Source organism: Limobrevibacterium gyesilva, assembly GCF_025989185.1.
Classification (GTDB): Bacteria; Pseudomonadota; Alphaproteobacteria; order Acetobacterales; family Acetobacteraceae; genus Limobrevibacterium; species Limobrevibacterium gyesilva.
The window spans coordinates 237,328-263,705 of sequence record NZ_JAPDNT010000001.1; the positions used below are offsets into that span (position 1 = coordinate 237,328).

The window sequence follows — 26,378 nt, forward strand, 5'->3', positions numbered from 1 at the left end:
ATGAAGTTCTCACTGTCCTGGCTGAAGACGCATCTGGACACGGATGCATCGCTGCAGACCATCACGGACACGCTGACCACTATCGGCCTGGAGCTGGAGGGCGTGGAGGATCGCGGCGCTGCGCTGGCCGCCTTCCGCGTCGCCCACGTCGTCGAGGCCGTGCAGCATCCCAATGCCGACCGCCTGCGCGCCTGCAAGGTGGACACCGGCAACGGCATCGTTTCCGTGGTGTGCGGCGCGCCGAACGCGCGCACCGGGATGAAGGCGGTGTTCGCGCCGCCCGGCAGCTTCATTCCCGGGACCGGTATCACCCTGAAGGTCGGGGAGATCCGCGGCGTGCAGAGCGCGGGCATGTTGCTGTCGGCACGCGAGATGGGCCTGGGCAACGACCATGACGGCATCGTCGATCTGCCTGCCGATGCGCCGGTGGGCGTGTCCTATCCCGCGTGGGCCGGGCTGGACGATCCGATCATCGACATCAGCGTGACGCCCAATCGTGGCGACGCGCTGGCCGTGCGCGGCGTCGCCCGCGACCTGGCGGCGGCGGGCCTCGGCACGCTGAAGCCGTTCGCGCCGACGCCGGTGCCGGCGGCCTTCCCGAGCCCGCTGCAGTGGGCGATCACGATGCGAGAGGCCTGCCCGTGGGTGCTCGGCCGCACCGTTCGCGGCGTGAGGAACGGCGCGAGCCCGCAATGGCTGCAGGATCGGCTGCTGTCGATCGGCCTGCGCCCGATCAATGCGCTGGTCGACATCACCAACTTCTTCACCATCGACCTCGGCCGCCCGCTGCATGTGTTCGACGCGGGCAAGGTGACGGGGAGCACGCTCACCTTCCGGCCCGGCGCCGGCGAGACCTTCCGCGCGCTGAACGGCAAGGACTACACCGCCCGGCCGCAGGACTGCGTGATCGCGGACGCCGCCGGCGTGCAGTCGCTGGCCGGCGTGATCGGCGGCGAGGCCACCGGCTGCGACGAGGCCACGACCAGCGTGTTCATCGAATGCGCGCTGTTCGACCCCGTGCATGTGGCCCTGACCGGGCGCCACCATCAGATCATCAGCGACGCCCGCCAGCGCTTCGAGCGCGGCATCGATCCGGCGCTGCTGCCCGATGCCGTTGAGGCGGCGACGCGCCTGATCCAGGAGCTGTGCGGCGGCGAGGCCAGCGAGGTGGTGTCCGCCGGCGCCCAGCCCGCCTGGCGGCGCCGTGCCAGCCTGCGCTTCGCGCGGCTGCGCGATTTCGGCGGACTGGACGTGCCGGCCGACGCCGCCGTCGGCACGCTGGAGCGGTTGGGCTTTCGCTGCGTCGAGCGCAGCCCCGTCAGCGTGACCGTCGAGGTGCCGTCCTGGCGCAACGACGTCGCCGCTGCCAGCCCGCTCGAGCCCGCCGACACGCTGCCGCCGGAGCGGATGCGCAAAGCCGCCGAAGGCCGCAACGCGATCGAGCCGGAGGCCGATCTGGTCGAGGAAGTGTTGCGGATGCGAGGCCTGGATGCCGTTCCGCCGGTCTCGATGCCGGCCATCGCGCCGGTGCCGCCGCCGACCCTGACGCCGCGCCAGGCGCGCTCCGCCCTGGCCCGCCGCACCCTGGCAGCCCAGGGGCTGGCGGAGTGCGTGACGTTCAGTTTCATGGCCGGCAGTGACGCCGCGCTGTTCGGCGACACCCCGGACGCGCTGCGACTCAGCAACCCGATCGCCGCGGACCTGGACCAGATGCGCCCCACCCCGGTGGCGACGCTGGCTCGGGCCGCGCAGCGCAACGCCACCCGTGGCTGGCCCGATGTGTCGCTGTTCGAGATCGGGCCGGCCTATCGCCCCGACGGCCAGTTACTGGTCGCCGCCGGCCTGCGGGCCGGCAGCACGCCGCGCAACTGGGCCGTGGCGGCCGTGGATTTTGGGGCCATGGACGCCAAGGCCGATGTCTGGGCCTTGCTGACGGCGCTGGGCGTGCCGCTGGACGCGTTGACCACCACGCCCGACGCGCCCGGCTTCTACCACCCCGGCCGCTCCGGCACTGTGCGCCAGGGCCCGAAGACGGTTCTGGCCACTTTCGGCGCGTTGCATCCGCGCGTGCTCGCGGCCCTGGATCTGGCCGGACCGGCGGTGGCGTTCGAGGTGTACCTGGACGCCATCCAGGATCCGAAGCGGCGCCGCAAATCTGCCCCCGACCTGCCGGCCTTCCAGCCGGTGCGGCGCGATTTCGCCTTCGTTGCGGCCAGCAGCGTTCCGGCGGAAGCGGTGCTGAAGGCGGCCCGCGGCGCCGAACGCAGCTTGATCACCGGGGTGTCGCTATTCGACGTGTACGAAGGCAACAAGGTGGGGCCCGGATTGAAGTCGCTGGCCATCGAGGTGGTCTTCCAGCCGCGTGAACACACGCTGACGGACGCCGAGATCGAGGCTGCCTGTGCTAAGGTGGTCGCCGCGGTCGCAAAGGCGACCGGGGCCACGTTGCGCGGCTGACAGCAGGCATGAAAGCCCCTATCTGACACCCATGACCGACACGCCCATCGACCGCATCCGCAACTTCTCGATCATCGCGCATATCGACCACGGGAAATCCACCCTGGCCGACCGGCTGATCCAGGCCACCGGCGGACTGTCGGCGCGCGAGATGACCGAGCAGGTCCTGGACAACATGGACCTGGAGAAGGAACGTGGGATCACCATCAAGGCCCAGACCGTTCGCCTGACCTACAAGGCGAAGGACGGGCTGGATTACACGCTGAACCTGATGGACACGCCGGGCCATGTGGACTTCGCGTATGAAGTCTCGCGCAGCCTGGCGGCGTGCGAGGGCTCGCTGCTGGTGGTCGATGCCTCCCAGGGCGTGGAGGCGCAGACGCTGGCAAATGTCTACCAGGCAATCGAGGCCGGCCACGAGATCGTCCCGATCCTGAACAAGGTGGACCTGCCGGCCGCCGAGCCCGAGAAGGTGAAACAGCAGATCGAGGACGTGATCGGCCTCGATGCCTCCGACGCGGTGATGATCAGCGCCAAGACCGGCCTGAACATCGAGGGCGTGCTGGAGGCGCTGGTCACCCGCTTGCCGCCGCCCAAGGGCGACCCCGATGCGCCGCTGAAGGCGCTGGTGGTGGATAGCTGGTACGACCAGTACCTGGGCGTGGTGATCCTGATCCGCGTAAAGGACGGGCGCATCAGGCGCGGCCAGAAGGTCCGCATGATGGCGCGCGGCTCCGCTCACAGCGTGGAGCAGGTGGGCGTGTTCACGCCGCGCATGGTCGCGGTCGATGACCTGGGGCCGGGCGAGATGGGCTACATCACGGCGGCGATCAAGACGGTGGCCGACGTGGCGGTGGGCGATACCATCATCGATGACCGCAATCCCGCAGCGGAACCGCTGCCGGGCTTCAAGCCCTCGATCCCCGTGGTCTGGTGCGGCCTGTATCCCGTGGATGCCGACGATTTCGAGAAGCTGCGCGAGAGCCTGGCCAAGCTGCGGCTGAACGACGCGAGCTTCCATTACGAAGCGGAGACGTCGGCGGCGCTGGGCTTCGGCTTCCGCTGCGGCTTCCTGGGCCTGCTGCACCTGGAGATCATCCAGGAGCGGCTGCAGCGCGAGTTCGACCTCGATCTGATCGCGACCGCGCCGAGCGTGGTGTATCGCGTGCACCGCACGAGCGGCGAGGTGGAAGAGCTGCACAATCCCGCGGATATGCCCGATCCCAGCCAGATCGATCACATCGAGGAGCCATGGATCAAGGCCACGATCATGGTGCCCGACGACTATCTGGGGGCGATCCTGACGCTGTGCAGCGAGCGCCGTGGTCAGCAGGTGGATCTGACCTATGTCGGCAATCGGGCCATGGCGGTCTACCGGCTGCCGCTGAACGAGGTGGTGTTCGACTTCTACGATCGCCTGAAATCCGTCAGCCGCGGCTATGCCAGCTTCGACTATCAGATGGACGGATACGCCGAGAGCGACCTGGTGCGGATTTCCATCCTGGTGAATGGGGACCTCGTGGACGCGCTGAGCTTCATTGCGCATCGCAGCCAGGCTGAGAGGCGGGGCCGGTCGATCTGCGAGAAGCTCAAGGACCTGATACCGCGCCAGTTGTTCAAGATTGCCATCCAGGCGGCGATCGGCGGGCGAGTGATCGCGCGCGAGACCATTGGCGCATTGTCGAAGGACGTGACGGCGAAATGCTATGGCGGCGACATCAGCCGCAAGCGGAAGCTTCTAGAGAAGCAGAAGGAAGGCAAGAAGCGGATGCGGCAGTTCGGCAAGGTGGAAATTCCGCAATCCGCCTTCCTCGCCGCGTTGAAGATGGACGCCTGACAAGGCAAGACTTGCGCTGGCGGGAACGGCTGGTATTTTCCGCCGCCGACAGACGGGCCGATCGCGTGGGCGTGATGGTCCCGGGATGGAGGGATGGCCGAGCGGCTTAAGGCGCACGCTTGGAAAGCGTGTGTACGTGAAAGCGTACCGTGGGTTCGAATCCCACTCCCTCCGCCAACCTTGCGACTATCTCCAATACCTCTGCACTCCCCACAATCCGCCAATTTTCGAGCATTTTCGTGCCCCCAAATGGCGCCGCAAATATGAGCGTCATGTCGAACCTCAAGTAGCATTCGAAGGCCAGGGTCTGTCGGTATCGCCGAACGATCCCTCCCTCGTGGGACCGGTCAATCACGACAAGGTGTTGTTGCAAATGAATTTTTGCCGATGCACCACCCCGCCGCGAGAGGCGCAGGCTAAGCCCGGGATTGCGGCGTTGAACCGGGAGGCAGGGGGTGATGGGGCGGGATATCGTCGCCCTCGAACAGGATCCGCTCGGCAGCGCCGTCAAGGTCTTCATACTGGCCAGCCCTGAGCGACCAGAGAAAGAGTCCGAGCCCAACGGCCCCAAGACCAAGGGAAAGCGGTATGAGATAGAAGACTCCGCTCATCGGAGGGACGGCGCCTCGGCAGCCTGCATCGCGACCCTCGGGCCGCTGGCGCTCGCCTGCGACAGCCGCGCGGGACGGCCACCTTTCAAGCGCAGCGCGTTGCCCACGACGATGATCGATGACATCGACATCGCCAGCGCTGCGACCAGCGGGGTCACATAGCCGCAGATGGCAACGGGCACGGTAATGACGTTGTAGGCCACCGCGAACGCGAAATTCTGACGGATCAACCGGTCGGCATGTTGTGCGATCTTGATCGCCAGCGGAACCGCCGCGAGACTCTCGTGCAGGAATACGAAATCGGCGGCATTGCGCCCAACATCGGCTGCTGTCGCCGGAGCCATGGACACATGCGCCGCCACCAGCGCCGGGGCGTCGTTCAATCCGTCTCCGACCATGAGGATCTTGCGGCCGCTCGCCGCAAGCGTCGCAATACGGTTGGTCTTTTCTCCCGGCAATACACCCGCGCCGAACTGCGCAAGGTCAAGGTCACGCGCGAGTGCCTCGACGGGCCGCTGCTGATCGCCGGAAAGGATTTCCATTGCGAAGCCTTGGCGCGACAGCTCCGCAACTGCTTGACGCGCCCCCTCGCGGATCTGGTCCTCGAATTGAAAAGCTTCGATCAGCCGCCCGTCTTTCGACAGAACCGTGCCGCCGTCGGACTGCGCGAGATCGCCGTCTGTCGCACCGCGGACCGCCCAAGCGGCACGCCCGAGCCGATAAACCGCCCCACCGGCGACGGCCTCCAGGCCAAGACCTGGATGCTCTTCGATCCAGTCGAATGCCGGCTCACGAGGGCCGCGCGCCGCCGCTGCCAACGCCTGCGAATGCGGATGACGGGAATAGGCGGCCATGGCAGCGGCGATGGCGAGCTGGGCCGGATCGTGGTCGTTGGCGGCAACCAGCCGGAGCGTGCCGCGTGTCAATGTTCCGGTCTTGTCGAAGACGACAGTATCAACCTCGTTCAGCCGCTCCATGGCGCCGCCGTCCTTGACCATGATACCGGCCTCGAACAGGCGCCTGGCGGCGACCACCTGGACCATCGGCACCGCCAGGCCGAGCGCGCAGGGGCAGGTGATGATCAGCACCGCAATCGCAATCGTGACGGCGCGATGGAGATCGCCGCTCGCGATCATCCAGCCTGCGAAGGTCAGCAAGGCGGTCAGATGGACGACCGGCGCGTAGAGCTGCGCGGCGCGGTCGGCAATCCGGCGATACGCCGATCGTCCTCCCTCGGCCGCTTCCATGAGGCGCGTCATCTCGGCGAGAAACGATCCGCTTGCAGGCGCGGTGGCAGTGATCCTCAGCGGCCCGGTGAGATTGAGCGTTCCGGCCAGGAGGGTTGACCCGACGGCCACCGGCCGGGGCATGCTTTCGCCGGAGACAAGCGAGCAGTCGAGATCGGAGCGTCCCTCCTCGACCTGCGCATCGACAGGAACACGCTCACCGACGCCGACGAGAACCGTCATGCCCGGCGCGATCTCATTGACGGGCACGTATTCCGTCGTGCCGTCAGCATGGGCAACCATGGCGCCGCGGGCCGCGAGGCGCGCCAGGCCTTTGACTGCGACCCTCGCCCTTTCGCGCATCATGTGGTCAAGCGTGCGTCCGATCAAAAGAAAGAACAGGAGCGATGTCGCCGCGTCGAAATAGGCATGCGGACCGTGATGGACCGTGTCGTAGAGGCTCATGCCGAAGGCGAGCAGCACGCCGAGCGAAATCGGCACGTCCATGTTGGTGCGGCCTTGCCTCAGCGCGCGCCAGGCGGGCCGGAAGAAGACGGTGCCGGAAAAGGCCAGCGCCGGGATTGCGATGGCTGCCGAGATCCAGTGCAGCAGATCGCGCGTGGCACCATCGGCGCCCGCCCAAACCGCCACCGACAGCAGCATGATGTTGCTTGAGGCAAAGCCTGACACGGCAAGCGCCCGCAGCAGTTCGAAGCGGGTGCGATCCTTCGGTTCGGCGCCCCCATCGTAGAGATGCGCGACGTAGCCGAGCGCGCTCAGGGTTTCGATGAGCGGCGGTGGTGCGTCGCTCGCGCGCCATTGCACCGCAACGCGTTTGGTCGACAGATTGACCCGCGCCCGCTCGACGCCCTCCAGCGCACCGAGCGCCCTCTCGATCGTGCGGATGCAACCACCGCAATGGATGCCGGGAACGGAAAGGTCGGTCTGGCGCGTAGCGGCGCCCAGCGTCCGGCTTGCAAGAAGGATCTCTTCCCGGGCTACGGCAGCGCGATGGGTTTCATTGCGCACGGTCGCCCTTGCGGCACTCATGCGATCCATCGCCTGCCCGGGAGGAACAGATCGCTGTTGGGCGCTATTCGCCTGGCGTTGATCGAGGGCTGGCTGGTCCACTCTGCCCGATGCTCGCTATCTATTGTCTGACCGCCTTGTAGGCATGCCAGGTCGCGTGTCCGAGCAACGGAAAGACCAGGATCAATCCGAGCATCCCGGTGGCGAGGCTTGCCAGGAACAGACCGAGCACGACAGCACCCCACGTCAACATCACCGGCAGGTTGTTCCAGACCAGCGCCATGCTGGTACCCATCGCTGTGAAGGCATCAAGCCGCTCGTTCAAAAGCATGGGGATCGCGAACACGCTGATTGCGAAAGAGAAGGCAGCGAACAAGCCGCCGACCAAAGCGCCGACAACGAGCATTGCCCAACCGACGGGGGTAGTGAACAGCATCGCTGCGACGTGGTCTAGCCCGGGAAACGGCCGCACACCGAAGAAGAGAGCATAGATGATCACGGCGGCGCGCATCCACACCATCATCAGGAGGCAGAGCAGCACCCCAACGAACAGGATCTGCCCGCCCGAGTTCGCCCGGACGAAGACCATGCTGGCGAGCGAAAAAGGCTCGCCTTTCGCCAGGCGCCGGCTTTTCTCGTAGAGCCCGGTCGCCAGCACGGGGCCAACCACCATGAACCCGGACAGCACCGGAAAGAGGATGTAGTCCCAGCCGAGGGCGAAGAGGCCGTAGACGATCCCGAGCGAGATCACGAAGACCGCGGCACCATAACTGACGCTCGCTGCCGGCCGTGTGGTCAGGTCGCGCCAGCCAGCAGCGAGCCAGCCGAAGGCTGTCTGCCACGGAAGGTGCCGCGCAAATACGCTTGGACGCTGGAGCGGCGGTATGACGGCCGGTATCGTGGTCATGGCGCTGGCCTCTCCTGTTGCCTCACGATGCTGCTTCCCAGGCGGTCAACATGCGGACCGCGCTGCCCTGAACATTGCCTGCCCGGCCCGGTCGCCACGCTCCTTCAGATGCGCGACGCAGTCCGGCTGCGACGTCACCGCCACATAGACGAGATGTGCGTTGGCGAACCCCAGACCCAACAGGCCAAAGCCGATGGACAAGCCGACGACGAGCTTTGCGCCGCCTCCTCTGCGTGGCGGCACGAAGCGATCGGCCGAGCCGGGCGTCGTCATGGCGCTCGCCGCCTGAGATCGAGGATATAGAGCGTCAGGATCTTGCGATCGAGAGGTGACAGCCGCGCCTCCCAGGTCGGCATGTGGCCCTGCCGGCCACCATAGAGCGTGGTCATGATTGATTGCCGATCACCGCCATAGATCCACACCGTATCGGTAAGATCGGGTGCGCCCATCTCGATATTCCCCTTGCCCGCCTCGCCATGGCAGGCGGTGCAATTGGTGGCAAAGACCTGCCTGCCAGCGGCCACTTTTCCGGCGTCCGGCCCTGTGGCGATCGATGGATTGGACAGGGATTGAACGAAGGCGGCGACGTTCTCGATGTCGCTGCGGGGCAACATCTGATCCTTGCCGAAGGCGGGCATCTGCGCGACGCGCGCGTCGCCATGCGTCGAATTGACGCCGACGCGAATCGTCTCGGCCACAGCCTCCGGCGAGCCGCCCCAGAGCCAGGACCCGGCCGTCAAATTCGGGAAGCCGGGGCCGCCTTTTGCGTTGGCGCCGTGGCAGGCCGCGCAATTGTCGCCGAAGAGCGTTCTTCCGGTTTGCCTGACCACTTGCATGAGGCTCGCATCGGCTGGGATGACGCTGTAGTCGCTCGCCTCGATCTTCGTGGCCCAAACGGCGCGCTCCATCGCGGCTTGGCGCAAGTTCTCAGCCACGGTCGTGCGCTGATCAATCCCGAGCAGGCCCTTCGTATAGGAAACGCCGGTCGGCCACGCCGGCATCAGCACCCAGTAGAACAGCGAGAAGAGGAAGGTGGTCGCCAGGAAGAAATAGACGGGGCGCGGCACCGGCGTGTTGAGCTCCTTAATGCCGTTCCATTCATGGCCGGTTGTCGCATGGCCCGTGTGCGGATCGCGCTCCTCTATCGCCATGGCTTGTCCTCATCGCGAAGGATCGTCTTCGCCGCGTTGTCGAAGTGCTTTTTGTTGGAAGGCCAGTAAGCGTAGATCATCACCGCCGCCGACAGCGCGATGAGGTAGAACAAGCCGAACGATTTCGACAAACCGACGATGGTGTCATGGTCGACACCCATGGTCATTCTCCCGCCTGCGCCGCTGACTTGGTCGCGACGTCCGTAAGCCGCCCGAGAATTTGCAGATAGGCCACGAGCGCGGCCATCTCGGTCGGTTCGTTGGAACGACCGTCGAAGGAACGAATCTGCGTCGCCTCGCCATAGCGCGTCCGCACAGCTTCGGCATAGGTGCTGTCCGGTCTCGCCTGTCCGTACGCATCGGCCGATGCGTGCGCGATCATCTCATCGGTGTAGGGCACGCCCACGCGCCGCAGAGTTTCAAGGTGCTCCCCCAGGTCGTCAATTCGCAGCGTCGTGCGCGCGAGCCAGCCATAGGGCGGCATCTTCGACACTGACACGACGTTTCGTGGGTTGATCAGATGCGCGACATGCCATTCATCCGAATACTTGCCGCCGAGACGCGCCAAATCCGGGCCCGTTCGCTTCGAGCCCCAGAGCATCGGGTGGTCGTACTGGGACTCGACCGCCAGCGAATAAGGTCCATAGCGATCGACCTCGTCGCGAAGCGTCCGGATCATCTGCGAATGGCAGGCATAGCAACCTTCGCGAATGTAGATATTGCGCCCGGCGATCTCGAGGGGGGTATAGACGCGCATGTCCGGTGCTTTTTCCACGGTTTCATCGATCGTGAAGAGTGGCGCGATTTCGACGAAGCCGCCGATGCTTGCCGCGACGATCACAGCGAGCGCAAAGCCGATCGTGGTCCGTTCGAGTTTGTAGTGGAGGCCGAACATGCTCATTCTCCCGGTTGCAGCGCGGGTGTGCCAGCCGAAGCGGGAACGGGAATGTCGGTCCTTACGTCAGACACCTGCGCGGCTGGAGCCGTGCGGATGGTCATCCAGATATTGTAGAAGCCGACAACGGCACCCAGGAAGAACAGCAGGCCGCCGGTGGCGCGGGCGATATAGTAGGGGTGCATGGCGACGAGCGAGTCGAGGAAGGAATAGGCGAGCGTGCCGCTCTCATTGTACGTGCGCCACATCAGGCCCTGAATGATGCCCGAATTCCACATCGCGAAGACGTATATGATCGTCCCCGAGAGCGCGAGCCAGAAATGCAGCTCGACGAGCCTCCCCGAATACATCGCCTCGCGCTTCCACAGCCATGGCACCACCGCGTAGATCGAGCCGAAGGTGATCAGTGCGACCCAGCCGAGGGCGCCGGCGTGGACATGGCCGATCGTCCAGTCCGTATAGTGGGAGAGCGCGTTGACGGGGCGAATCGCCATGAACGAGCCTTCGAAGGTCGTCAGGCCGTAGAAGACCGCGGCAACCATCATGAAGCGCAATGTCGCGTCGTCGCGCACCTTGTGCCAGGCACCATTGAGGGTGAGGAGCGCATTGCCGGCGGAGGCCCAGGATGGCACCAGCAGCATCAACGAGAAGGTCATGCCGAGCGTCTGCACCCATTGCGGCAGCGCAGTGTAGTGCAGGTGGTGAGAGCCCACCCACATATACATGAAGGTGATGCCCCAGAAACTGATGATCGACATCCGATAGGAGAAGATCGGGCGACCTGCGCGCATGGGCAGGTAGTAGTACATCATGCCGAGGAAGCCGGAGGTGAGGAAGAACGCAACCGCGTTATGCCCGTACCACCATTGAGTCATCGCATCCTGTACGCCCGAGAACAGCGAATAACTCTTGGCGTGACCGAATGAGACCGGCACCGCGATGTTGTTGACGATATGCAGAACGGCCACGACCAGGATGAAGGCCATGTAGTACCAGTTGGCGACGTAGATGTGGGGCTCCTTGCGCCGCGCAAGTGTCCGCAGATAGATCAGGAAATAGACCACCCACACGATGACGAGCCAGATATCGGCATACCATTCGGGTTCGGCATATTCTTTCGATTGGGTCACACCCATCAGATAGCCGGTGACGGCGATGAGGCAGAAGAGATTGTAGCCGACGAGCACGAACCACGGGCTCAGTTGATCGGGTAGACGAGCCCGCGACGTCCGCTGCAGAACATGCAACGAGGTCGCGATCAGCGCATTGCCGCCGAAGCCGAAGATGACGCTCGTGGTGTGGACCGGCCGGATGCGACCGAAACTCGACCAGGCAGCATCGAAGGTGAGATCTGGATAGACGAGCTGCCAGGCGACCCAGTCGCCAACGAATAGGCCGAAGACGACCCAGACCATGGCGGCGATAATGCCCGCCTTGCTCGGGTCATCGTAATATTGCGACAGTCGTTCTTCGGCCGGTTGCGGCGTGTAATAGCCGGCGATCACGAAGAAGATCATGGGAACACAGAGCGCGATGATCAGCCAGCCATGGGCGCCGAGAGGATCGGCGCGGCCAGCGGCGGCCATCGCCAGGCCCACGCAGGCGAGTATGCCCAGGATGACGATTGCGAGCTCGCGTTCCCCCTTTGTCAGTGTCGAGATCATGGGTTCATCGCCTTCATGGGTCGAGCGCGAGTGCAGGCCGGCTTCTCGCAATTGCGGACGATGTGAGACGCGCGGTCACTCCGGGCAGCCCTGATCTCGTGCACATCCTGCTCCTGTCCTGATCCTTCCCGTCATCTCTTTGGCGAGCCCCGGGCGGTTGCAAGAATATTATATAAGAGATACTTCGCTTGTATCTTAAGTCCGCTGCCTCAGCAATATCGTCAAACGGGTCGAGACGTTCCGGCACAGGCGATTGGGCGGACGCATCAGCGCAACATTGACGTACGACCCGGCTTGATATCGGCCGTTCGACGAGGATGCAGTCTTCATTCGGCAGCGACGTTGACCTCTCCGGCCGAGCGCTCCCTTCGCTGATGGCGCATTTCGCCGCGCTGGCTGGCAATGCCAAGTTCAAGGCTGTCGGCGATGCGCCGCGCCCGATCCATGAAATGCGCTGCAGCGGCCGGAGGGCAGACCTCTTCTGCGGTCGTTTCGAAAAGGTCCAGCCACCGTTCGAAGTGGCTGGCATCAATCCTGAGCGGCAGATGTGCCTGCATCGGCTGCCCATGATAGCGGCCCGACATCAGGGCGACTGACGACCAGAACGCCTTGAGCTTCTCGATATGCTGATCCCAATCCTCAACCTTCTCGGCAAAGATCGGCGCAAGGAGCGGATCCAGTTGAACGCGCGCATAAAAGATGGAAACGAGCTCCGCGATCATGGTCTCGTCGATGCCCGTGCGCTGCATGATCCCCTGCGTGATCCGCGCCCGCCGCTCGGGCCCGCCTTCTCGTGGAGCCGCGCTTTCGGGTCCGTCAGCTGCCATATTCTTCTCCGCCATCCGTTCCATCATCTTGTGGTCAGGCATCCCGTCTTGACCTGTGCGCGGCCTGCTGCGACTGCCCCAGTCACGTAGCACCCCCCTGTCCTCCTTCGAGAACCGGGTGCGCCGCCTCAGATCCTCGTATATGTCACCGGGACAGCAGCACTCGTCGTCGGCCCGGATGAGCACATTGATCGTATGCGTCGGATCATCACCATCGGTCGTTAGGCACGTGGTTCACTTAAAGGTGTATTTCTTATGCATCTTATATCTGAAAATCTCAAACGCAAGGGTCAGGAATGGTACCAAGCGCGCGGGATGAACGTGGAAACTACGCGGACAGTCCGCGCGGACCGGCCGATCAGGCGACTGGTGTGATGCCAAAAATCCGTCCGCGGCAGGACCCAATCTTTCAGTGTGTATTTGTCGAGGGTCGCGATGAAGGCGTCGAGCACCCTTCATCAGATGGGCGCGGGAGGTGCCATGGGCCTACGCAGCCTCCTCGATCGTGACCAGACACCTACCGCACGGCCACAAACGTCCGGAGGCGTGGCGATAGTGAGAAAAGCTGGTCAACCGGTGACGACCATCATGGCGTCCCCGGCTGCGGTGGGGAGGTCAAGTTAAAAGGTATATTGACAATACCTCTTTTAGTGCCAAGATCGACTGCGAGCACAGCGGCCACGCAGCTTTGCCGCTGTGCTGTCTGCGGCGCCCGGCGACGTGTTTGCGATCGTCGGATCAGCCGCCGAGCAGCAACCTCAGGAGTAAACCCGATGCCACAGGCCACATCCCACTCAACAGAAAGCATCGTTGACGTCCGGACCCTCGTTCCGGCGCAGCGACACGCGAAAATCTTCGAGCTCGTCAACGGTCTCGCTCCCGGAGCGTCGTTCATTCTGGTCAATGACCACGACCCGAAGCCGCTCTACTACCAGTTGGAGGCGGAATACCCGAAGCAGTTCACGTGGACCTACGTCGAACGCGGACCGGAGGTGTGGCGTGTCGCGATCGGCAAGATCGCCCAGGCTGCTTGACCCATATTCGATCGGATGAACGCGTCGGACCGCGCCTTGTCCGACGCGGTCGCCTCGGAAAGGAACGCAACTTTGCCTGGCGTCTCGCTCTCCCGATGGACGATGTCGTATTTTGCCGCAGGGTTGATGTCGTTCGCTCTGGCGCAGGGCCTCATGGTGGCGGGATATGGCTACCCCCACGCGCCTGTTGAGGCACCTGAAACACTCGCTTTGGTGCATCTCATCGCGCTTGGTTGGCTGAGCCTTCTCCTGTGCGGCGCTTTGTTCCAGTTTGTGCCGGTGCTGGTGGCAAAACCGTTGCACGACAACGCGATGCCGCTGCCTACCCTTGTCTGCCTCCTTATCGGGCTGCTGGCTCTTTTGCTGGGATTTCTGCAACTCGGCGGCCAGATCAGCCTGTCCCTGCCGTTTTTCCCGGTGGCCGCCACACTGCTTGTTCTCGGCTTCACGCTCGTCCTGTGGAACCTCGGCCGCACCCTTTGGGCTGCGCGCCCCTTGCCGCTGCCGGCGCGCTTCGTTGTGACCGGCCTGTTCGGTATTGCCGGAACGGTGTTCCTTGGCGCCATCTTCGCTTTGGTTCTCGGCGGGGCGACCTCTCATCCTCACCTCATTGAACTGACCGCCAGGGGTGTCCCCATTCACGCCATTGCAGGGCTGGGCGGCTGGCTGACGCTTACGGCGATGGGTGTCAGCTATCGGCTTCTGGCGATGTTCATGCTCGCCCCCGAGCTCGATCGGCTGTCCAGTCGTCTGGCTTTTCATCTCGGTAGCGGCGCACTGGCAGTCGCTTTCGTTGGCGGCGTGGTTGCGATCTGCTTCGAATGGCGTCTCGATTTTCCGTTGCTCACGGCAGCCCTGCTCGGCCTTGGCGCGCTCGCCCTTTACGGCAAGGACATGCTGTTCCTCTACCGTGCGCGCAAGCGGCGGACTCTCGAACTGAACAGCCGCATGGCCGCTTTCGCGCTTCTATCGCTGGTCCTGGCGGCGGCGCTGGTCGTCGTCACGATTGCTCGTGGTGATTTGTCGACCCATGCCCCAGCCATCGTTTATCTCGTTGCATTCGGCTGGCTGTCGGGTCTCGGGCTGGCCAAGCTTTACAAAATCGTTGCCTTCCTCACCTGGCTCGAGTGCTACGGACCGGTCCTGGGCAAGATGCCGACACCACGCGTCCAGGATCTCGTCGTGGAGCCGCGTGCGGTGAAATGGTTCGGGCTCTATTTCCTTGCCGTCTGGGCAGGCACGGCCGCTCTCCTCTTCGATTATCCAGGAGTGTTCCGCGCCGCCACAGCGCTGTCGCTCATTGCCACGGTTGCAATCGCGATGCAGCTGTTTCGAACACGCCGTCTTCGTGACGTGGAGCATGCCACCGCGGTCGCAGCCGGCGCCCGTCGGCCCCGGCTCTTATGGTCGCTATCGCGACAAGCCTGATACAAAGGAGAACCTCATGACCACCCCATCCTTCGTCGATCTCGATGTCCGGCCAGTCCTGCGAGCGGGAGGTGAGCCGTTCGGGGCGATCATGGAGGCGATTGCGACTCTGAAGCCGGGTCAGGGATTGCGGCTCCTTGCGACGTTCAAGCCGACGCCGCTCTTCCAGGTGCTCAGCTCGCGCGGCTTTGCGCATGAAGCTCGGGAACTTGAAGGTGGTGATTGGGAAGTCCTGTTCCGGCCAACCGCGGCGGCGCCGGCCGCTGAGGGCGCGAAGACCGCTCCTTCCGACGATTCCCCCTGGCCCGAGCCCGTACAGCATCTCGACAACCGTGACCTCGACCCGCCGGAACCAATGGTCCGCATTCTCGCTGCAATCGAAGCCTTGAAGCCGGGGGAGGTTCTTTCAGCGCTTCTGTGCCGGGAACCCATCTTTCTGTTGCCGGAGCTTGCCAAGCGCGGACACGGTTGGCGTGGAGGGTTCGAAGCTGACGGAAAGACCTATCGCGTAGAGGTGCGGATCGGTGCGGGTGCGGAGGCAAAGGCATGAGCGCCGCGTTGAATGACGGCCTCCCGGAGCGGATCAAGGATGCGCTGCGCCTCGTGATCGATCCCGAGCTCGGATACAATATCGTCGACCTTGGTCTCGTCTACGACGTTAGCGTCGACGACAGCGGTGAGGCACGCGTCATCATGACGACAACGACGCGTGGATGCCCAGCGACCGGCTACCTCAAGGACGGTGCTCGTGACAGTGTCGAGGCCACAGCGGGGGTCACTTCTGTCGACGTCGTACTGACGTATGACCCGCCATGGACACCGAGAATGATGAGCGCCGATGCAAAGCGACACCTTGGCATTGCCGAGGGAGAGGGTTGGTGAACGAACCTGCTCTGCCGCCGCCGCGCAGCGGCGCCGCCGACGGCTTCGCTGTGACCGTTGGGCTCGACGACCTTCTTCTTGATAGCCTCGCGCGCCTGGCTGCCGCCGGCGAAGTCGAGGCCGCGTGTCGCCTTGCAGGCAAGGCGTGCCAGCTACAGCGCCGAAGCAATGAAAGATCGGCGCACCGGTTCAACGCACTGCTGCATCGGCTGACGCCGCAGCTTCAATGGTGACAGGCAGCGCGGTAGGGCCGTGGGTTCCATGGATCAACCGTTGGCCGAATCCTCCACCAGGATGGTGATATGCAAACTATAGGGCAGTTCTCCATCTTCGCCGTAGTACTGCTTCCCTGGAGAATGATCACCAGTCCGCGCGGCGTTACGCGCCGTGTACGGCGCGAGGGGTTCGATCCCAAAAGACTGGTTGTTAACTGTTCCGGGCGCATCGTTGCCGGCTCGCGCAGTTTCTGCCGCGGGTATCGCGCGCCGCGCATCAGGCACAACAGGACGCGATGTCTGGCGCAGTAGCGCGATGAGTTCGGGACTCGTGTATTCCACACGACCGGGTCTGCGGCGGTCGGGCACCCGCGGCGATGTCAGAGCAGGATTGGCCGATCCCCTGTTGATTTGCGCAGCCGCTGGCGTCAGGGAAAGCTGCTGCCGGATCCCCTTGATCTGGAGCGCGTCCAATGCCGATGCAGGTGCATGATCCGAGGCAACGATGGGCGGGAGCGTCGGAATGTCCACATCCGTCGCATGCACCTTGTTCCCCAGAGACTGACCGGGGAGACACGACACTATATTAGCCAACGGATCTGGGAATGCCCGCTGACGTTCCTGACGGCAAAGCTCGAGCTCCACTGCCCAAGGAATGTGGGGATAGCGCCGCGCGGTCGGCTCCTGAGCGGCCGGATCGTATGACAAGCGATCAGGCAAGGGGCGCCATATCATTGCCCTCTCCGAGTCGGACATCTGCGACAGCCGCCTCGCAAGCTTGCGACAGAAATTCCCACAAATTCATCCAGTGGATGACACTTAATCACTGACGAGCAGACGATTCAGATATGAATCCAGTCCAACAGCTAGCAGACTGGCATCAAATTTCGATTAAGAAACCCTACATCGTCGGCCACCCGCCCGCTTCACCGATGACGCGTAGGACACCCGCCGATCCCGAGGCTCGGGACAGCATCATCGCGTCTGGCGCCTCTGCAGATCCAAGACCAGAATGCGAAGCTGCGGGTCTGCAGGGGAGAGCGTTAACAGCTCCCGCGCGTGCAGGAGTGCCGTGGCAAAATCACCCTGGGCCCGTGCGATCGAGACCAAGGCAGCAAGCACATCCCTGTCCGTCGGATGCTGTCGGTGAGTGCGCTCCAGCAGCGCTATTGCCTGCCGGGGCTCGCCGGAGGAATTCAGGGCGATGGCGTAGACGTAGGCATAGCGCGCATTGTCGGGCGCCAGCTCGCTCGCCTGCCGGAGCAGCCCCAGCGCCTCGGTATAGTTATGTTGGCGCACCAACAGCAGTCCGAGGGAATGCCGGACATCCGCATTGTTCGGGTCGATCGCCAGCGCCTTGCGCAGCAGTTCCGCCCCTTGCTGGTCCATGCCGCGCATCCGGTCGAGATCGGCAAGGTTTGCTAGCGCAGGCACGAAGTCAGGGGCCAGGCGCAGCGCCGTCCGGTACTCCGCTTCCGCATCGCCCAACTGCCCCCGGCGCGTATTCAGCAGGCCCAGGTTGAGATGCGCCTCGGGTCGATCGGCGTCGATCATCTCGGCGGCGATCAATTCCTGATAGGCGGCGTTGAAGGCGTTCCGCTGTCCCGGGCTCGTGGTGCGGGGATCGACCCCGGCAAGGGCACGCGCCGCCTCGATGCGAACCGCCCGGACGGGGTCGCTCAGCAACGACATGGCCGCCTGAACGGTGACTGCCGACGCCGCAGCCGAGAGCGCGCGTGGCGCCGCCAATCGGACCAGCGGGTTGGGGTCGGCGATCCCCTTCAGGACCGCGGGTTCGGAAGCGGGAGACGTGTAGCGCGGCAGCAGCAGCAAGGCGCTCGCCCGCGCGATCGCCGGCTGGCTCTGGTCCAGAATCAGGCGATCGAGCTGCTGCTCGGCGTCCCTTGCCCCGGTTCGGCCAGCGTCGAGCGCGGTGCCATAATGTGCGGTGGTCTGCCGCCCGTGCGGAAACCACCCTGCGGCTACCTGCGCGGCCCACTCGGGCGGGCGGCCAGCATGGCATTGGGTGCATGCATTGGGCGTGCCGATCGATACCGACAGGTCCGGCCGCGGGACGCGGAAGCTGTGGTCGCGCCGGGTATCAATCACCATGTAGGTTTTCGTCGGCATATGGCAGTTCACGCATTGTGCGCCGGTGCCGCCAGGCTGGTGATGGTGGTGCGCGGGCACATCGAACTTCGCGGGCATATGGCACTGAGCGCACAGGGAGTTGCCTTCCGCGCGCAGCTTCAGGCTATGCGGGTCATGACAATTGGAGCAGGTGACGCCTGCGAAATGCATGCGGCTTTGCACGAAGGAGCCGTATTCATAGACCTCTCCGTCGATCTGACCGTCGGCGTGATAGAGGCCAGGCTCAAGCAGCGCGGGCAAATACGAATCGAGGAACGGCGCACCAGCCGGGGCGTTTGTGGCGACCGTCTTCCGCCGGGAATGGCATCCCGCGCAAGCGTCGAGCTCCGCGGAGACGAGCGGCTCCGTGCGCCGTGCGATGCCCGTCTCGGGCTGCATTTCCCAACGGCCGTGGTCGGTCGCCTTCAACCAGGCGACAATGCCCATTCGGTCCTGCGCGCCGGGACCGGATGCGTCCGTCCGTGCCGCATACGGTCCGGCACCCGGATGGTCCCTGGCCCAGGCAACATGGCGGGAGCCCGGGCCGTGACACGACTCGCAGGACACATCCACGTCGCTCCATGTGGTCGCATAGGTGTTCGTGCCGAGGTCGTAGTTCTTCCTGACGCCGGTCGAGTGGCAATCGGCACACATATAGTTCCAGGTCTGGTCGCGCCCGCTCCAGTGCAGTGGTCCGCCTGCCGGCAGCTTCTGATCGGGGTAGAGGTGGAACCAACGCTCGCCGCCCTGATCCTTCGGCCGGCTGTCCCATGCGATACCCAACGCCTGCAGCCGGCCGCCTGGCATGGCGATCAGGTATTGCTGCAGTGGGTAGACGCCGAACGTATAGGCGATCTCATAGTCGTGTAGGGCGCCGTCGGGACCGTCGGTCCGCACCATGAACGTGGCGCCGGCGCGGCTGAAAGTGGTCGCGACGCCGAAGTGCTCGAGACCAGCGCCGGAGAAATCGCCGAGGACAGTTGCCTCCGTGGCGCGCTGCATGGCGAGCGCATGGTGCGATCCTTCCCAACGCTCGGCTTCGGCCTGGTGGCAGCCGGCGCATGTCTGGGTGCCGACAAAGCTCACCGGCTCGTCCGCCCGCGCGCCACCCCCTTGGGTCAATGCCAAGCACGCGGCCAACAGAAGAACCGAAACGAGCGCAACGGCGGGCCGAGTTGAAGCTGTGGGTGAAGTCTCCGCAGCGCGCGTGCCGCCACTGGGAGCGGCCGCACGAAGCTTGGGCAGGATATCAGAAGGCGATGCCAACGCCCGGTACCGGGGCAATGGCAGGACATTGCCGCTGATGGTCTGCGTGCTGGCGGGCGAGGATGCATCCACCTCGCCGTTCCTTGAGCTGCATGCGGAGTGCCCAGCCTCGTGGTTCGGGACCATAGGAGCGCGTGACGCCGGTTGTCAGGTAAACATCGCGAAGACCGAACTGGCCCCGGACACCGGGGTCATGCCGGCTCTGGGGGCCTTTCAACGCGCACACGGACGACTTCTTGGTCGACGGCCGGGCGCTCGAAGCCGAGTTGCCGGCAGACCTCTGCGGTTGCCATCGCGGCGCCCTGCTTCCGCGGCGCCCCGAGAAGGCGTTCGCGGGGCTCAGGCCAGCCCTGCAGAATCGCTATTGCGAATCAATTGCAATTACCCTAGCTAGGATACGTTGGACCATGGTTGGAGGATGGTTTCGGCGTGTACATCTGCATCTGCAATGCGCTGACCGACAGCCATGTGAAGCAGGCCATCGGCGAGGCCGGCTCGACGCGGCCAAGCGAAGTGTACGCTGCCTGCGGCTGCCGGGCGCAGTGCGGCAACTGCGTGAAGAAGCTGCTGGGGATCCTTCGCGACCTCGCCGACCAGGGCGCCGGCGAACTGCAAGGCGCGGACTGAACCGCTCGCCCGGGACTCTGGACGGCGGGGTAAGCAACACTGCTTCCTATCGGCGAACACACAGGAGAGCCCCATGTTGCGAGACCCGAAAGTCGTCGAATATCTCAACACGCAGCTGACCAACGAGCTGACCGCCATCAACCAGTATTTCCTGCACGCCCGCACTTTGCGGCATTGGGGCGTGACCAGGCTCGGACAGCACGAATACGCCGAATCAATCGACGAGATGAAGCATGCGGACGCGTTGATCGAGCGCATCCTGTTCCTCGATGGCCTTCCGAACGTGCAGCGGCTGAACCCGATCGCGGTCGGCGAGTCCGTCGAAGAGATCCTGAGGGCTGACCTTCAATTGGAGGAGAAGGCGCTGGACGATCTGCGCGAGGGCATCGCCTATTGCGAGGGCGTGCGGGACTTCGTGTCCCGCGACCTGCTGCAGGGCATTCTCGCCAGCGAGGAAGAGCATGTCGACTTCCTCGACCGGCAGTTCGATCTGATCGAGCGCATTGGCATCGAGCGCTACATCCTTCTGAACGCTGCACCGGCGCCCGAGCAGGAGGCGTAGGCCGGCCGCAGCTGCGCCCGGCTCGCATGCGTCGGCAACGGCGGCGTCGGTCATGCGCAGGCGCCCGAGGACATTTGATGAAAACACCATCGGCGATGTTGCCGACGCTTGACAGGCCAGGGTGCTTCGGCCGATATGCTGAGTTGCGACTGCCTCTCAATTGCAAGAAAGTTTCACGATGACCCTGATGAACCGGCGAGCCCTGGTACGCACCGGGCTCGGCATGTGTGGCGCTGCCCTCGCCTTCGCGGCGAAGCCTGGCGAAGCAGTAGCCGCGGACCAGGAAGCCCTGGTTCTCTATAGCGGGCAGCATCGCCAGACGACGGAGGCGCTGGTCGCCGCTTTCACCAAAGCGACGGGCATCAAGGTCACGGTGCGCAATGGCGAAAGCCCGCAGCTTGCCGGCCAGCTGCTTGAAGAGGGTGAGCGCAGCCCCGCCGACCTGTTCTATTCCGAGACAAGCCCGCCCATCGCGGCCCTGGAGGCCAAGGGAATGCTCGCGCCGATCGAGGCGGGCACCCTGCAGCAGATTCCTGCGGCCTACTCCGCCCGGACCGGGACCTGGGTTGGCAGCACCGTGCGCTGCCGCATCGTGGCGTACAATAAAAAGATGGTCGCTCCGGACCAGCTCCCCGCCTCCGTGCTGGATTGCGCAACCTCTGCCTGGCAGGGCCGGGTGGCGTATGTGCCAAAGGACGGTTTCCAGGAACAGGTAATGGCGATTGCGCATGTCAAAGGACGCGACGCGGCGCTCGCCTGGCTCAAGGGTCTGAAGCAATATGCCCGCGCCTACAACTCCAACTCCGCTGCCATGCGCGCGGTCGAGGCGGGCGAGATCGCCACGGCGCTGACCAACCATTATTATTGGTACAGCCTGGCCAGAGAGGCCGGCGCGGACCGGTTGAACTCGGCACTCCATTATGTCGCCAGGCAGGACGTCGGCGCGCTGCGCACGGTATCGGCCGCCGGCATCCTGAAGACGACGAAGAAGGCCGCGATCACGCAGCGCTTCCTGGCCTTCATGGTCAGCGAGGACGGCCAGAGAGCGATCGCCGGATCTGTCGCGGAATACCCGGTGCGGCCGGGCGTCGCGTCCCCCTTCCCGCTGCGGCCGCTCGAAGACTTCGCGGGAGCCCCGGTCACCGCCGCCGATATCGGTAGCGCCGCGGACGCTTATGCCCTGCAGCGCGAGGCCGGAATCGCTTGAGCGTGGGCATGGGCATGGGCATGGGCATGGGCATGGGCATGGGCATGGATTGAGCATGCAATTGCGCGCCAGGGGGCTGCGACCGGCGCCATCTCCCTGGCTCGTACTCCTGGCCGCTATTCCGATAGGCCTGGTCATCCTGCCCATGGGCTACATACTCGGACGGGCCTGGGACGCAGGTCCGGCCGGTCTGTGGTCGGAGCTCGCACGGCCCTACACGATGGGCCTGCTGGTCAATACGGTCACCTTGGCCGTTTCGGTGACGGCTGGGGCCGCGGTGCTCGGCACGGCTGCAGCCTGGTGCACGGAGCGGTGCGACCTGCCGGGGCGGCAGATCTGGCGGATCGTGACGAGCCTGCCGCTCGCCATGCCCGCCTTCGTGGCCAGCTACGCCTGGGCGTCACTCGGCCCCTGGTTCCAGGGGATGCTCGGCGCGGTGGTGATCCTTACCCTGTCCAGCATGCCGCTGATCTATCTGCCGGTCGCGGCTGCGCTGCGCGGCATGGATCCGAGCCTGGAGGACGTTGCCCGCTCTCTCGGGCATGGGCCGTGGCGCTGCTTTTTCCGGATCGTGCTGCCGCAGGCCCTGCCGGCGCTCGGCGGTGGTGCATTGCTGGTTGCGTCGCACATGCTGGCGGAATTCGGTGCGCTGTCGCTGCTGCGTGTGCAGACCTTCACCACCGCGATTTTCGATCAGTACCAGATGCAGTTCAATCCGTCCGCCGCGGCGCTGCTCGCCGCCGGGTTGATGGCCTTGAGCTTGCCGATCGCCTTCGCTGAGATGCGCCTGCGCCACGGTAGGCGCTTCGCCAGGGTCGGACGCGGCAATTCCCGCCGGCTGCCGCTTTCGCCGCTTGGCCGGCTGAAGCCCGTGGTCCTGGCGGGCTTTGCCGGCACCGCGGCGCTCTCTCTTGGCGTACCACTCATGACCCTCGGCTTTTGGCTCTGGCATGGCAGTTCCGCCGGGCGTGGCGTGGGCACGATCGTGCCCGCGCTGCTCGGCTCGCTGAGCCTCGCTTTGCCCGGCGCCGTGCTGACCACCCTGTTCGCCGTGCCGCTGGTGATGCTCTCGATCCGCTACCAGGGCCGGCTCACCGCTTTGGCCGATCGCTTGCCCTATGTCGTGCACGGCCTGCCGGGCATCGGTGTGGCCCTCGCCCTCGTGTTCCTGTCGGTCCACTACGCACCGGCGATCTATCAGACGCGCCTGCTCGTGCTGCTGGCCTATACGGTGCTGTTCCTGCCGCTGGCGCAGTCGTCCCTGCGCGCCTCGGCGGAGCTGGTGCCGCCGGGTCTTGAGGACGTGGCGCGCAGCCTGGGCCGGGGTCCCTTCCTCGCCTTCCTGACGGTGACGCTGCCCAATCTCGCGCCTGGTGTCGGTGCGGCGCTGGCATTGGTCACCTTGCAGCTGATGCGGGAGCTGACGGCGACACTGTTGCTGGCCTCGTCCGACGTGACCACGCTGGCGACTGAACTCTGGTCCTACACCGGCGAGGTCGCCTATGCAGCGGCGGCCCCCTTCGCCGCGGCTCTGGTGTTGATCTCCGGTGTGCCCGTATATGTGTTCACGCTGCGCACCCTGAATGTCGATGAGCCGCGATGAGTCGTTTACGTGTGAATGGGCTGCGCAAGCGCTACGACCGGCAGCCGGTGCTCGATGGCGTCGATCTGGAGCTGGCGGAGGGCTGCATCGTCGCCGTGCTTGGCGCCTCCGGCTGCGGCAAGACCACGCTGCTGCGCCTTGTTGCCGGCTTCGACCGGGTCGATGACGGCGAGATCGCCATCGGCGGCGACCTCGTTGCGTCGGCTGGCCTGCACGTGCCGCCGGAGCGCCGGCGCATCGGCTACGTGCCGCAGGAGGGCGCGCTGTTTCCGCACCTCACCGTGGCGGAAAACGTCGCCTTCGGTCTGGACCGGAGCGAGCGGCGCAGCGGGCGGGTCGAGGAGGTGCTGCGTTTGACGGGGATGCAGGGCCTGGACCGGCGCTATCCGAACGAGCTGTCCGGCGGCCAGCAGCAACGCGCCGCGCTCGCCCGCGCGCTGGCTCCACGGCCCGCGCTGGTGTTGCTGGACGAGCCCTTCAATGCCCTCGACCTGGAACTGCGACGCACCGTCTGCGAGGACGTCATCGCCGCCATCCGCGTCGCCGGCGCCACTGCCGTCTTGGTCACGCATGATCCGCAGGAAGCCTTCGCCAGCGCCGACCGCCTCGCGATCATGCGCGCGGGCCTGGTGGCACAGTGCGACCACCCCGCCATGGTCTATCACGCGCCCGTTGATCCTGCCGTCGCGCGACTGACGGGTGCGGCGGTGTTCCTGGACGCGACACTCAGCGACGGCGGCGCCGAGACGGCGCTTGGCCGGGTCAGGCTCCACCCGGGCTGCCCGATGCCGGCCGGGCCGGCGGTGGTTCTGCTGCGGCCGGAACAGGTTGCCCTCGCCCCGCCCGGCCAGGGCGTTGCAGGGGGGGTGGTGGCGCGGGCTTTCCGCGGCGACCACACGCTCGTGACCGTCGCGTTGGAGGGCATGCAATTGCAGCTGCGCCTGGCAGATGCCCCGCCCCTTGGTGCGGTGGTGCACCTGCGCGTAACCGGTGCATGTGCGGCCTTCCCGCCGAACGCGATGCCGGCTGGTGCCGCTCAGAGTATTTCATCTGCCGGACGTGACGTGCCCGTCGCGGTGCCTGCCGCCGCTCGAGATCCTTTACCAGCATACCCGGCCGTGCATCAGCGGGCGTGAGTCCCGCAAACGCCGGCGCGTGCCAATCGGGCACGAGCTGCCGTCCCCGCGGGGACCATTCCGCACGCCGATCGGGCGGCGAGCGATGGCACAGGGAGGCCGAACGCCGCCGAATACCTCTGACGTCGCCGTCGGTGAGGCGGTTCCGCGCCTTCAGCGCCAGCCCGGTGCCGGAACCTTCCGCACGCGGCTCGCCATCTGCTCAAGCGAGTCGATCTGACCGTGCCAGAAGTCGTCGATGAGATCACGGTTGACGTTGGCCCATGCGGCAACCCTCTCGAAGTCGCGCGCATAGAGCCCGCCCACGATCTGAACAACGATCGGTTCGAGCGCCAATACTGTCACGTTTTCAGGGTCGTAGCGCCCACCCGGCGTCACTTCGATGACCACCTCGCCGTTGCCGCTCCTGCGCTGCAGCCATATGACCTGCCGCAAGCCGGTCAGGTGGGATTTCAGACTGACTTTCTGGGCCAATCCATTCCGGACCACCTGTCCGTCCTCCGAACCGACAAGCGTCGCGCCGGCCAGCTCGGCGGCGGAATCGTCGTCCGGGTCGATGGGAGCGTCAGTGCCTGCGGCGGGTCGATCGGCAATCGCAGGAAAACGCTCAGCTTCAGGAGCGGGCATATCGGGCAGCGCAGGCAGGTCCGCATCGGAAGCCGCCGTCGCAGATGCCGCGGCCGGAGCCTGCGGAGGTGCCGGATGCGGGGCCGGCGTCGCCGATGTGACGGGCCTGGCCCGCCGCACATCGCGCCCGCCCTGGCGAACTTCCACCCCGTCCGCGCCGAACACGAGCGAGACCGACGGACACGCTGCCGACACCTGCTGAAGGCTCTGCTCGAAGGCCGGCCGGAAATCGTCCATCTTGGCTGCTGCCGTCCCGAACTGCCGCAGCAGGCGTTCCCACGGCACCACCAGAGAGCCTTGCGGGCACGACAGCGTGTATGCGACCCAGGCATAGGCATCGAGCGCCATCACGGAATCGGTCAGGGCCGCGACGACCGCCCGCTCCAGGGGCACCGCGCTCTGCGTCAGGCTTTCGAAGAACCTGCTGTTCAGCCTGATGCCCGGGCGCCACTCCAATCCGGCCGCGCGTGCCTTGCCGCGCCCATCGAACACGGTGAAGCTCGCCTTGCCGTCGATGGAAACGGCGATCTTGGCGGCCGCAAGTCGCTCGTATTGCTCGGAGAGCTCACGCAGCTTCTGCCCCTCGATGTCCAGCCCCATCTGCCGGGAGAGTGCGGCCGGGCTTTCGCCGACATCGATGACCGGACTGGCGGAGCGGATGGCGGCGCTGAAGAGATGGATCAGCAACAGGCGAAGGGATCGGCCGGTCGGCATCGGCGGCGCATCCGCTCCGGCGGCCGAAATCGTCACCGCCGCTGTGCCGATATCGCGACTCCAGCTTCCTTTGGAGGAAGCGCGGACCGGCAACGCAAGCTGGCAGAGTGCTGGATGGTGCCAGAAGAAGTCACCGGAAACCGGCGCAAGGGCTTCAGTCGCCGCAGACGGACGCGGGCCGCCGAGTGTGTCCATGTCGATGGGAGCCTAATCGGGTCGTGGTGTCAGGTGGGTCAATCGCCCGCTTATGCCGGGTTGGCGCGTATTTGAATGCGGCCATGGTGCATAGCGGGCCCAGTCGATAGAGGTAATCCGGCGCTAAATCAAGTGGTTCGGCGCCGGG

General features: G+C 65.1%; 24 protein-coding genes and 1 tRNA gene. 13 read left to right on the forward strand and 12 right to left on the reverse strand.

Going from position 1 to position 26,378, the window contains the following annotated elements; genetic code table 11:
• The 3 genes from pheT (at position 1) to OL599_RS01180 (ending at position 4,471) form a co-directional block, all read left to right on the forward strand.
• A complete protein-coding gene (gene pheT, locus OL599_RS01170) occupies positions 1-2,457 on the forward strand; it encodes a phenylalanine--tRNA ligase subunit beta (protein WP_264711756.1) in 2,457 nt (818 codons plus the stop codon).
• 31 nt (positions 2,458-2,488) lie between these two features.
• Positions 2,489-4,294, forward strand: a complete 1,806-nt coding sequence (lepA, locus tag OL599_RS01175) for a translation elongation factor 4 (RefSeq protein ID WP_264711757.1) — start codon at positions 2,489-2,491, stop codon at positions 4,292-4,294.
• 87 nt (positions 4,295-4,381) lie between these two features.
• A tRNA-Ser gene (locus OL599_RS01180) sits at positions 4,382-4,471 on the forward strand.
• Between the two features lie 239 nt (positions 4,472-4,710).
• On the opposite strand, the gene ccoS is transcribed toward OL599_RS01180, so the two are convergent.
• The 9 genes from ccoS to OL599_RS01225 all read right to left on the reverse strand — a co-directional run bounded on the left by ccoS (position 4,711) and on the right by OL599_RS01225 (position 12,646).
• Positions 4,711-4,905, reverse strand: a complete 195-nt coding sequence (ccoS, locus tag OL599_RS01185; RefSeq protein ID WP_264711759.1) for a cbb3-type cytochrome oxidase assembly protein CcoS — start codon at positions 4,903-4,905, stop codon at positions 4,711-4,713.
• Positions 4,902-7,181 (reverse strand): cation-translocating P-type ATPase, encoded by a 2,280-nt coding sequence (locus tag OL599_RS01190; RefSeq protein WP_264711760.1) that lies wholly within the window; start codon positions 7,179-7,181, stop codon positions 4,902-4,904. The genes ccoS and OL599_RS01190 overlap by 4 nt, the downstream gene beginning before the upstream one ends.
• A gap of 100 nt (positions 7,182-7,281) precedes the next feature.
• Positions 7,282-8,067, reverse strand: a complete 786-nt coding sequence (locus OL599_RS01195) for a DUF2189 domain-containing protein (RefSeq protein WP_264711761.1) — start codon at positions 8,065-8,067, stop codon at positions 7,282-7,284.
• A 45-nt stretch (positions 8,068-8,112) separates the two neighbouring features.
• Positions 8,113-8,340, reverse strand: a complete 228-nt coding sequence (locus OL599_RS01200) for a hypothetical protein (protein WP_264711762.1) — start codon at positions 8,338-8,340, stop codon at positions 8,113-8,115.
• A complete protein-coding gene (gene ccoP, locus OL599_RS01205; RefSeq protein WP_264711763.1) occupies positions 8,337-9,218 on the reverse strand; it encodes a cytochrome-c oxidase, cbb3-type subunit III in 882 nt (293 codons plus the stop codon). The genes OL599_RS01200 and ccoP overlap by 4 nt, the downstream gene beginning before the upstream one ends.
• Positions 9,209-9,379 (reverse strand): cbb3-type cytochrome c oxidase subunit 3, encoded by a 171-nt coding sequence (locus OL599_RS01210; RefSeq protein ID WP_264711764.1) that lies wholly within the window; start codon positions 9,377-9,379, stop codon positions 9,209-9,211. The genes ccoP and OL599_RS01210 overlap by 10 nt, the downstream gene beginning before the upstream one ends.
• Before the next feature lie 2 nt (positions 9,380-9,381).
• Positions 9,382-10,113 carry a cytochrome-c oxidase, cbb3-type subunit II gene (ccoO, locus tag OL599_RS01215; RefSeq protein ID WP_347403173.1) on the reverse strand — a complete coding sequence of 244 codons (732 nt, stop codon included), beginning with the start codon at positions 10,111-10,113 and terminating at the stop codon, positions 9,382-9,384.
• A gap of 2 nt (positions 10,114-10,115) precedes the next feature.
• Complete coding sequence (ccoN, locus tag OL599_RS01220; RefSeq protein ID WP_264711766.1) at positions 10,116-11,777, reverse strand: cytochrome-c oxidase, cbb3-type subunit I; 1,662 nt, start codon at positions 11,775-11,777, stop codon at positions 10,116-10,118.
• A 326-nt stretch (positions 11,778-12,103) separates the two neighbouring features.
• Entirely contained in the window at positions 12,104-12,646 is a 543-nt protein-coding gene (locus tag OL599_RS01225; protein ID WP_264711767.1) for a group III truncated hemoglobin, read from the reverse strand.
• A 731-nt stretch (positions 12,647-13,377) separates the two neighbouring features.
• Here OL599_RS01225 and OL599_RS01230 point away from each other — a divergent pair.
• The 5 genes from OL599_RS01230 to OL599_RS01250 are packed head-to-tail and all read left to right on the forward strand — an operon-like array spanning position 13,378 to position 16,181.
• A complete protein-coding gene (locus OL599_RS01230) occupies positions 13,378-13,638 on the forward strand; it encodes a DUF2249 domain-containing protein (RefSeq protein ID WP_264711768.1) in 261 nt (86 codons plus the stop codon).
• Between the two features lie 15 nt (positions 13,639-13,653).
• The gene (locus OL599_RS01235) at positions 13,654-15,066 is read left to right on the forward strand and encodes a hypothetical protein (protein WP_264711769.1); all 1,413 of its coding nucleotides are present in this window, start codon (positions 13,654-13,656) and stop codon (positions 15,064-15,066) included.
• A 16-nt stretch (positions 15,067-15,082) separates the two neighbouring features.
• The gene (locus OL599_RS01240; protein ID WP_264711770.1) at positions 15,083-15,616 is read left to right on the forward strand and encodes a DUF2249 domain-containing protein; all 534 of its coding nucleotides are present in this window, start codon (positions 15,083-15,085) and stop codon (positions 15,614-15,616) included.
• Positions 15,613-15,948: a metal-sulfur cluster assembly factor gene (locus OL599_RS01245; RefSeq protein WP_264711771.1), complete on the forward strand. Its 336-nt coding sequence runs from the start codon at positions 15,613-15,615 to the stop codon at positions 15,946-15,948. Before OL599_RS01240 ends, OL599_RS01245 begins: the two co-directional genes overlap by 4 nt.
• Positions 15,945-16,181, forward strand: coding sequence for a hypothetical protein (locus tag OL599_RS01250; protein ID WP_264711772.1), 237 nt, complete (start codon positions 15,945-15,947; stop codon positions 16,179-16,181). The genes OL599_RS01245 and OL599_RS01250 overlap by 4 nt, the downstream gene beginning before the upstream one ends.
• A gap of 33 nt (positions 16,182-16,214) precedes the next feature.
• On the opposite strand, the gene OL599_RS01255 is transcribed toward OL599_RS01250, so the two are convergent.
• On the reverse strand, positions 16,215-16,694 hold the full coding sequence (locus OL599_RS01255) for a hypothetical protein (protein WP_264711773.1): 480 nt from the start codon (positions 16,692-16,694) through the stop codon (positions 16,215-16,217).
• A gap of 444 nt (positions 16,695-17,138) precedes the next feature.
• The gene (locus tag OL599_RS01260; RefSeq protein WP_264711775.1) at positions 17,139-19,379 is read right to left on the reverse strand and encodes a tetratricopeptide repeat protein; all 2,241 of its coding nucleotides are present in this window, start codon (positions 19,377-19,379) and stop codon (positions 17,139-17,141) included.
• 609 nt (positions 19,380-19,988) lie between these two features.
• Here OL599_RS01260 and OL599_RS01265 point away from each other — a divergent pair.
• The 5 genes from OL599_RS01265 to OL599_RS01285 all read left to right on the forward strand — a co-directional run bounded on the left by OL599_RS01265 (position 19,989) and on the right by OL599_RS01285 (position 24,694).
• Positions 19,989-20,186, forward strand: coding sequence for a (2Fe-2S)-binding protein (locus OL599_RS01265; RefSeq protein ID WP_264711776.1), 198 nt, complete (start codon positions 19,989-19,991; stop codon positions 20,184-20,186).
• A 73-nt stretch (positions 20,187-20,259) separates the two neighbouring features.
• Positions 20,260-20,748: a bacterioferritin gene (gene bfr, locus OL599_RS01270; protein ID WP_264711778.1), complete on the forward strand. Its 489-nt coding sequence runs from the start codon at positions 20,260-20,262 to the stop codon at positions 20,746-20,748.
• Between the two features lie 178 nt (positions 20,749-20,926).
• Entirely contained in the window at positions 20,927-21,955 is a 1,029-nt protein-coding gene (locus OL599_RS01275; protein ID WP_264711779.1) for an extracellular solute-binding protein, read from the forward strand.
• 145 nt (positions 21,956-22,100) lie between these two features.
• A complete protein-coding gene (locus OL599_RS01280) occupies positions 22,101-23,558 on the forward strand; it encodes an ABC transporter permease (RefSeq protein WP_264711780.1) in 1,458 nt (485 codons plus the stop codon).
• Between the two features lie 47 nt (positions 23,559-23,605).
• Positions 23,606-24,694: an ABC transporter ATP-binding protein gene (locus tag OL599_RS01285; protein WP_264711781.1), complete on the forward strand. Its 1,089-nt coding sequence runs from the start codon at positions 23,606-23,608 to the stop codon at positions 24,692-24,694.
• 153 nt (positions 24,695-24,847) lie between these two features.
• Here OL599_RS01285 and OL599_RS01290 read toward each other — a convergent pair whose 3' ends face one another.
• Positions 24,848-26,230: a replication initiation protein gene (locus tag OL599_RS01290; protein ID WP_264711782.1), complete on the reverse strand. Its 1,383-nt coding sequence runs from the start codon at positions 26,228-26,230 to the stop codon at positions 24,848-24,850.
• Positions 26,231-26,378 lie beyond the last annotated feature (148 nt).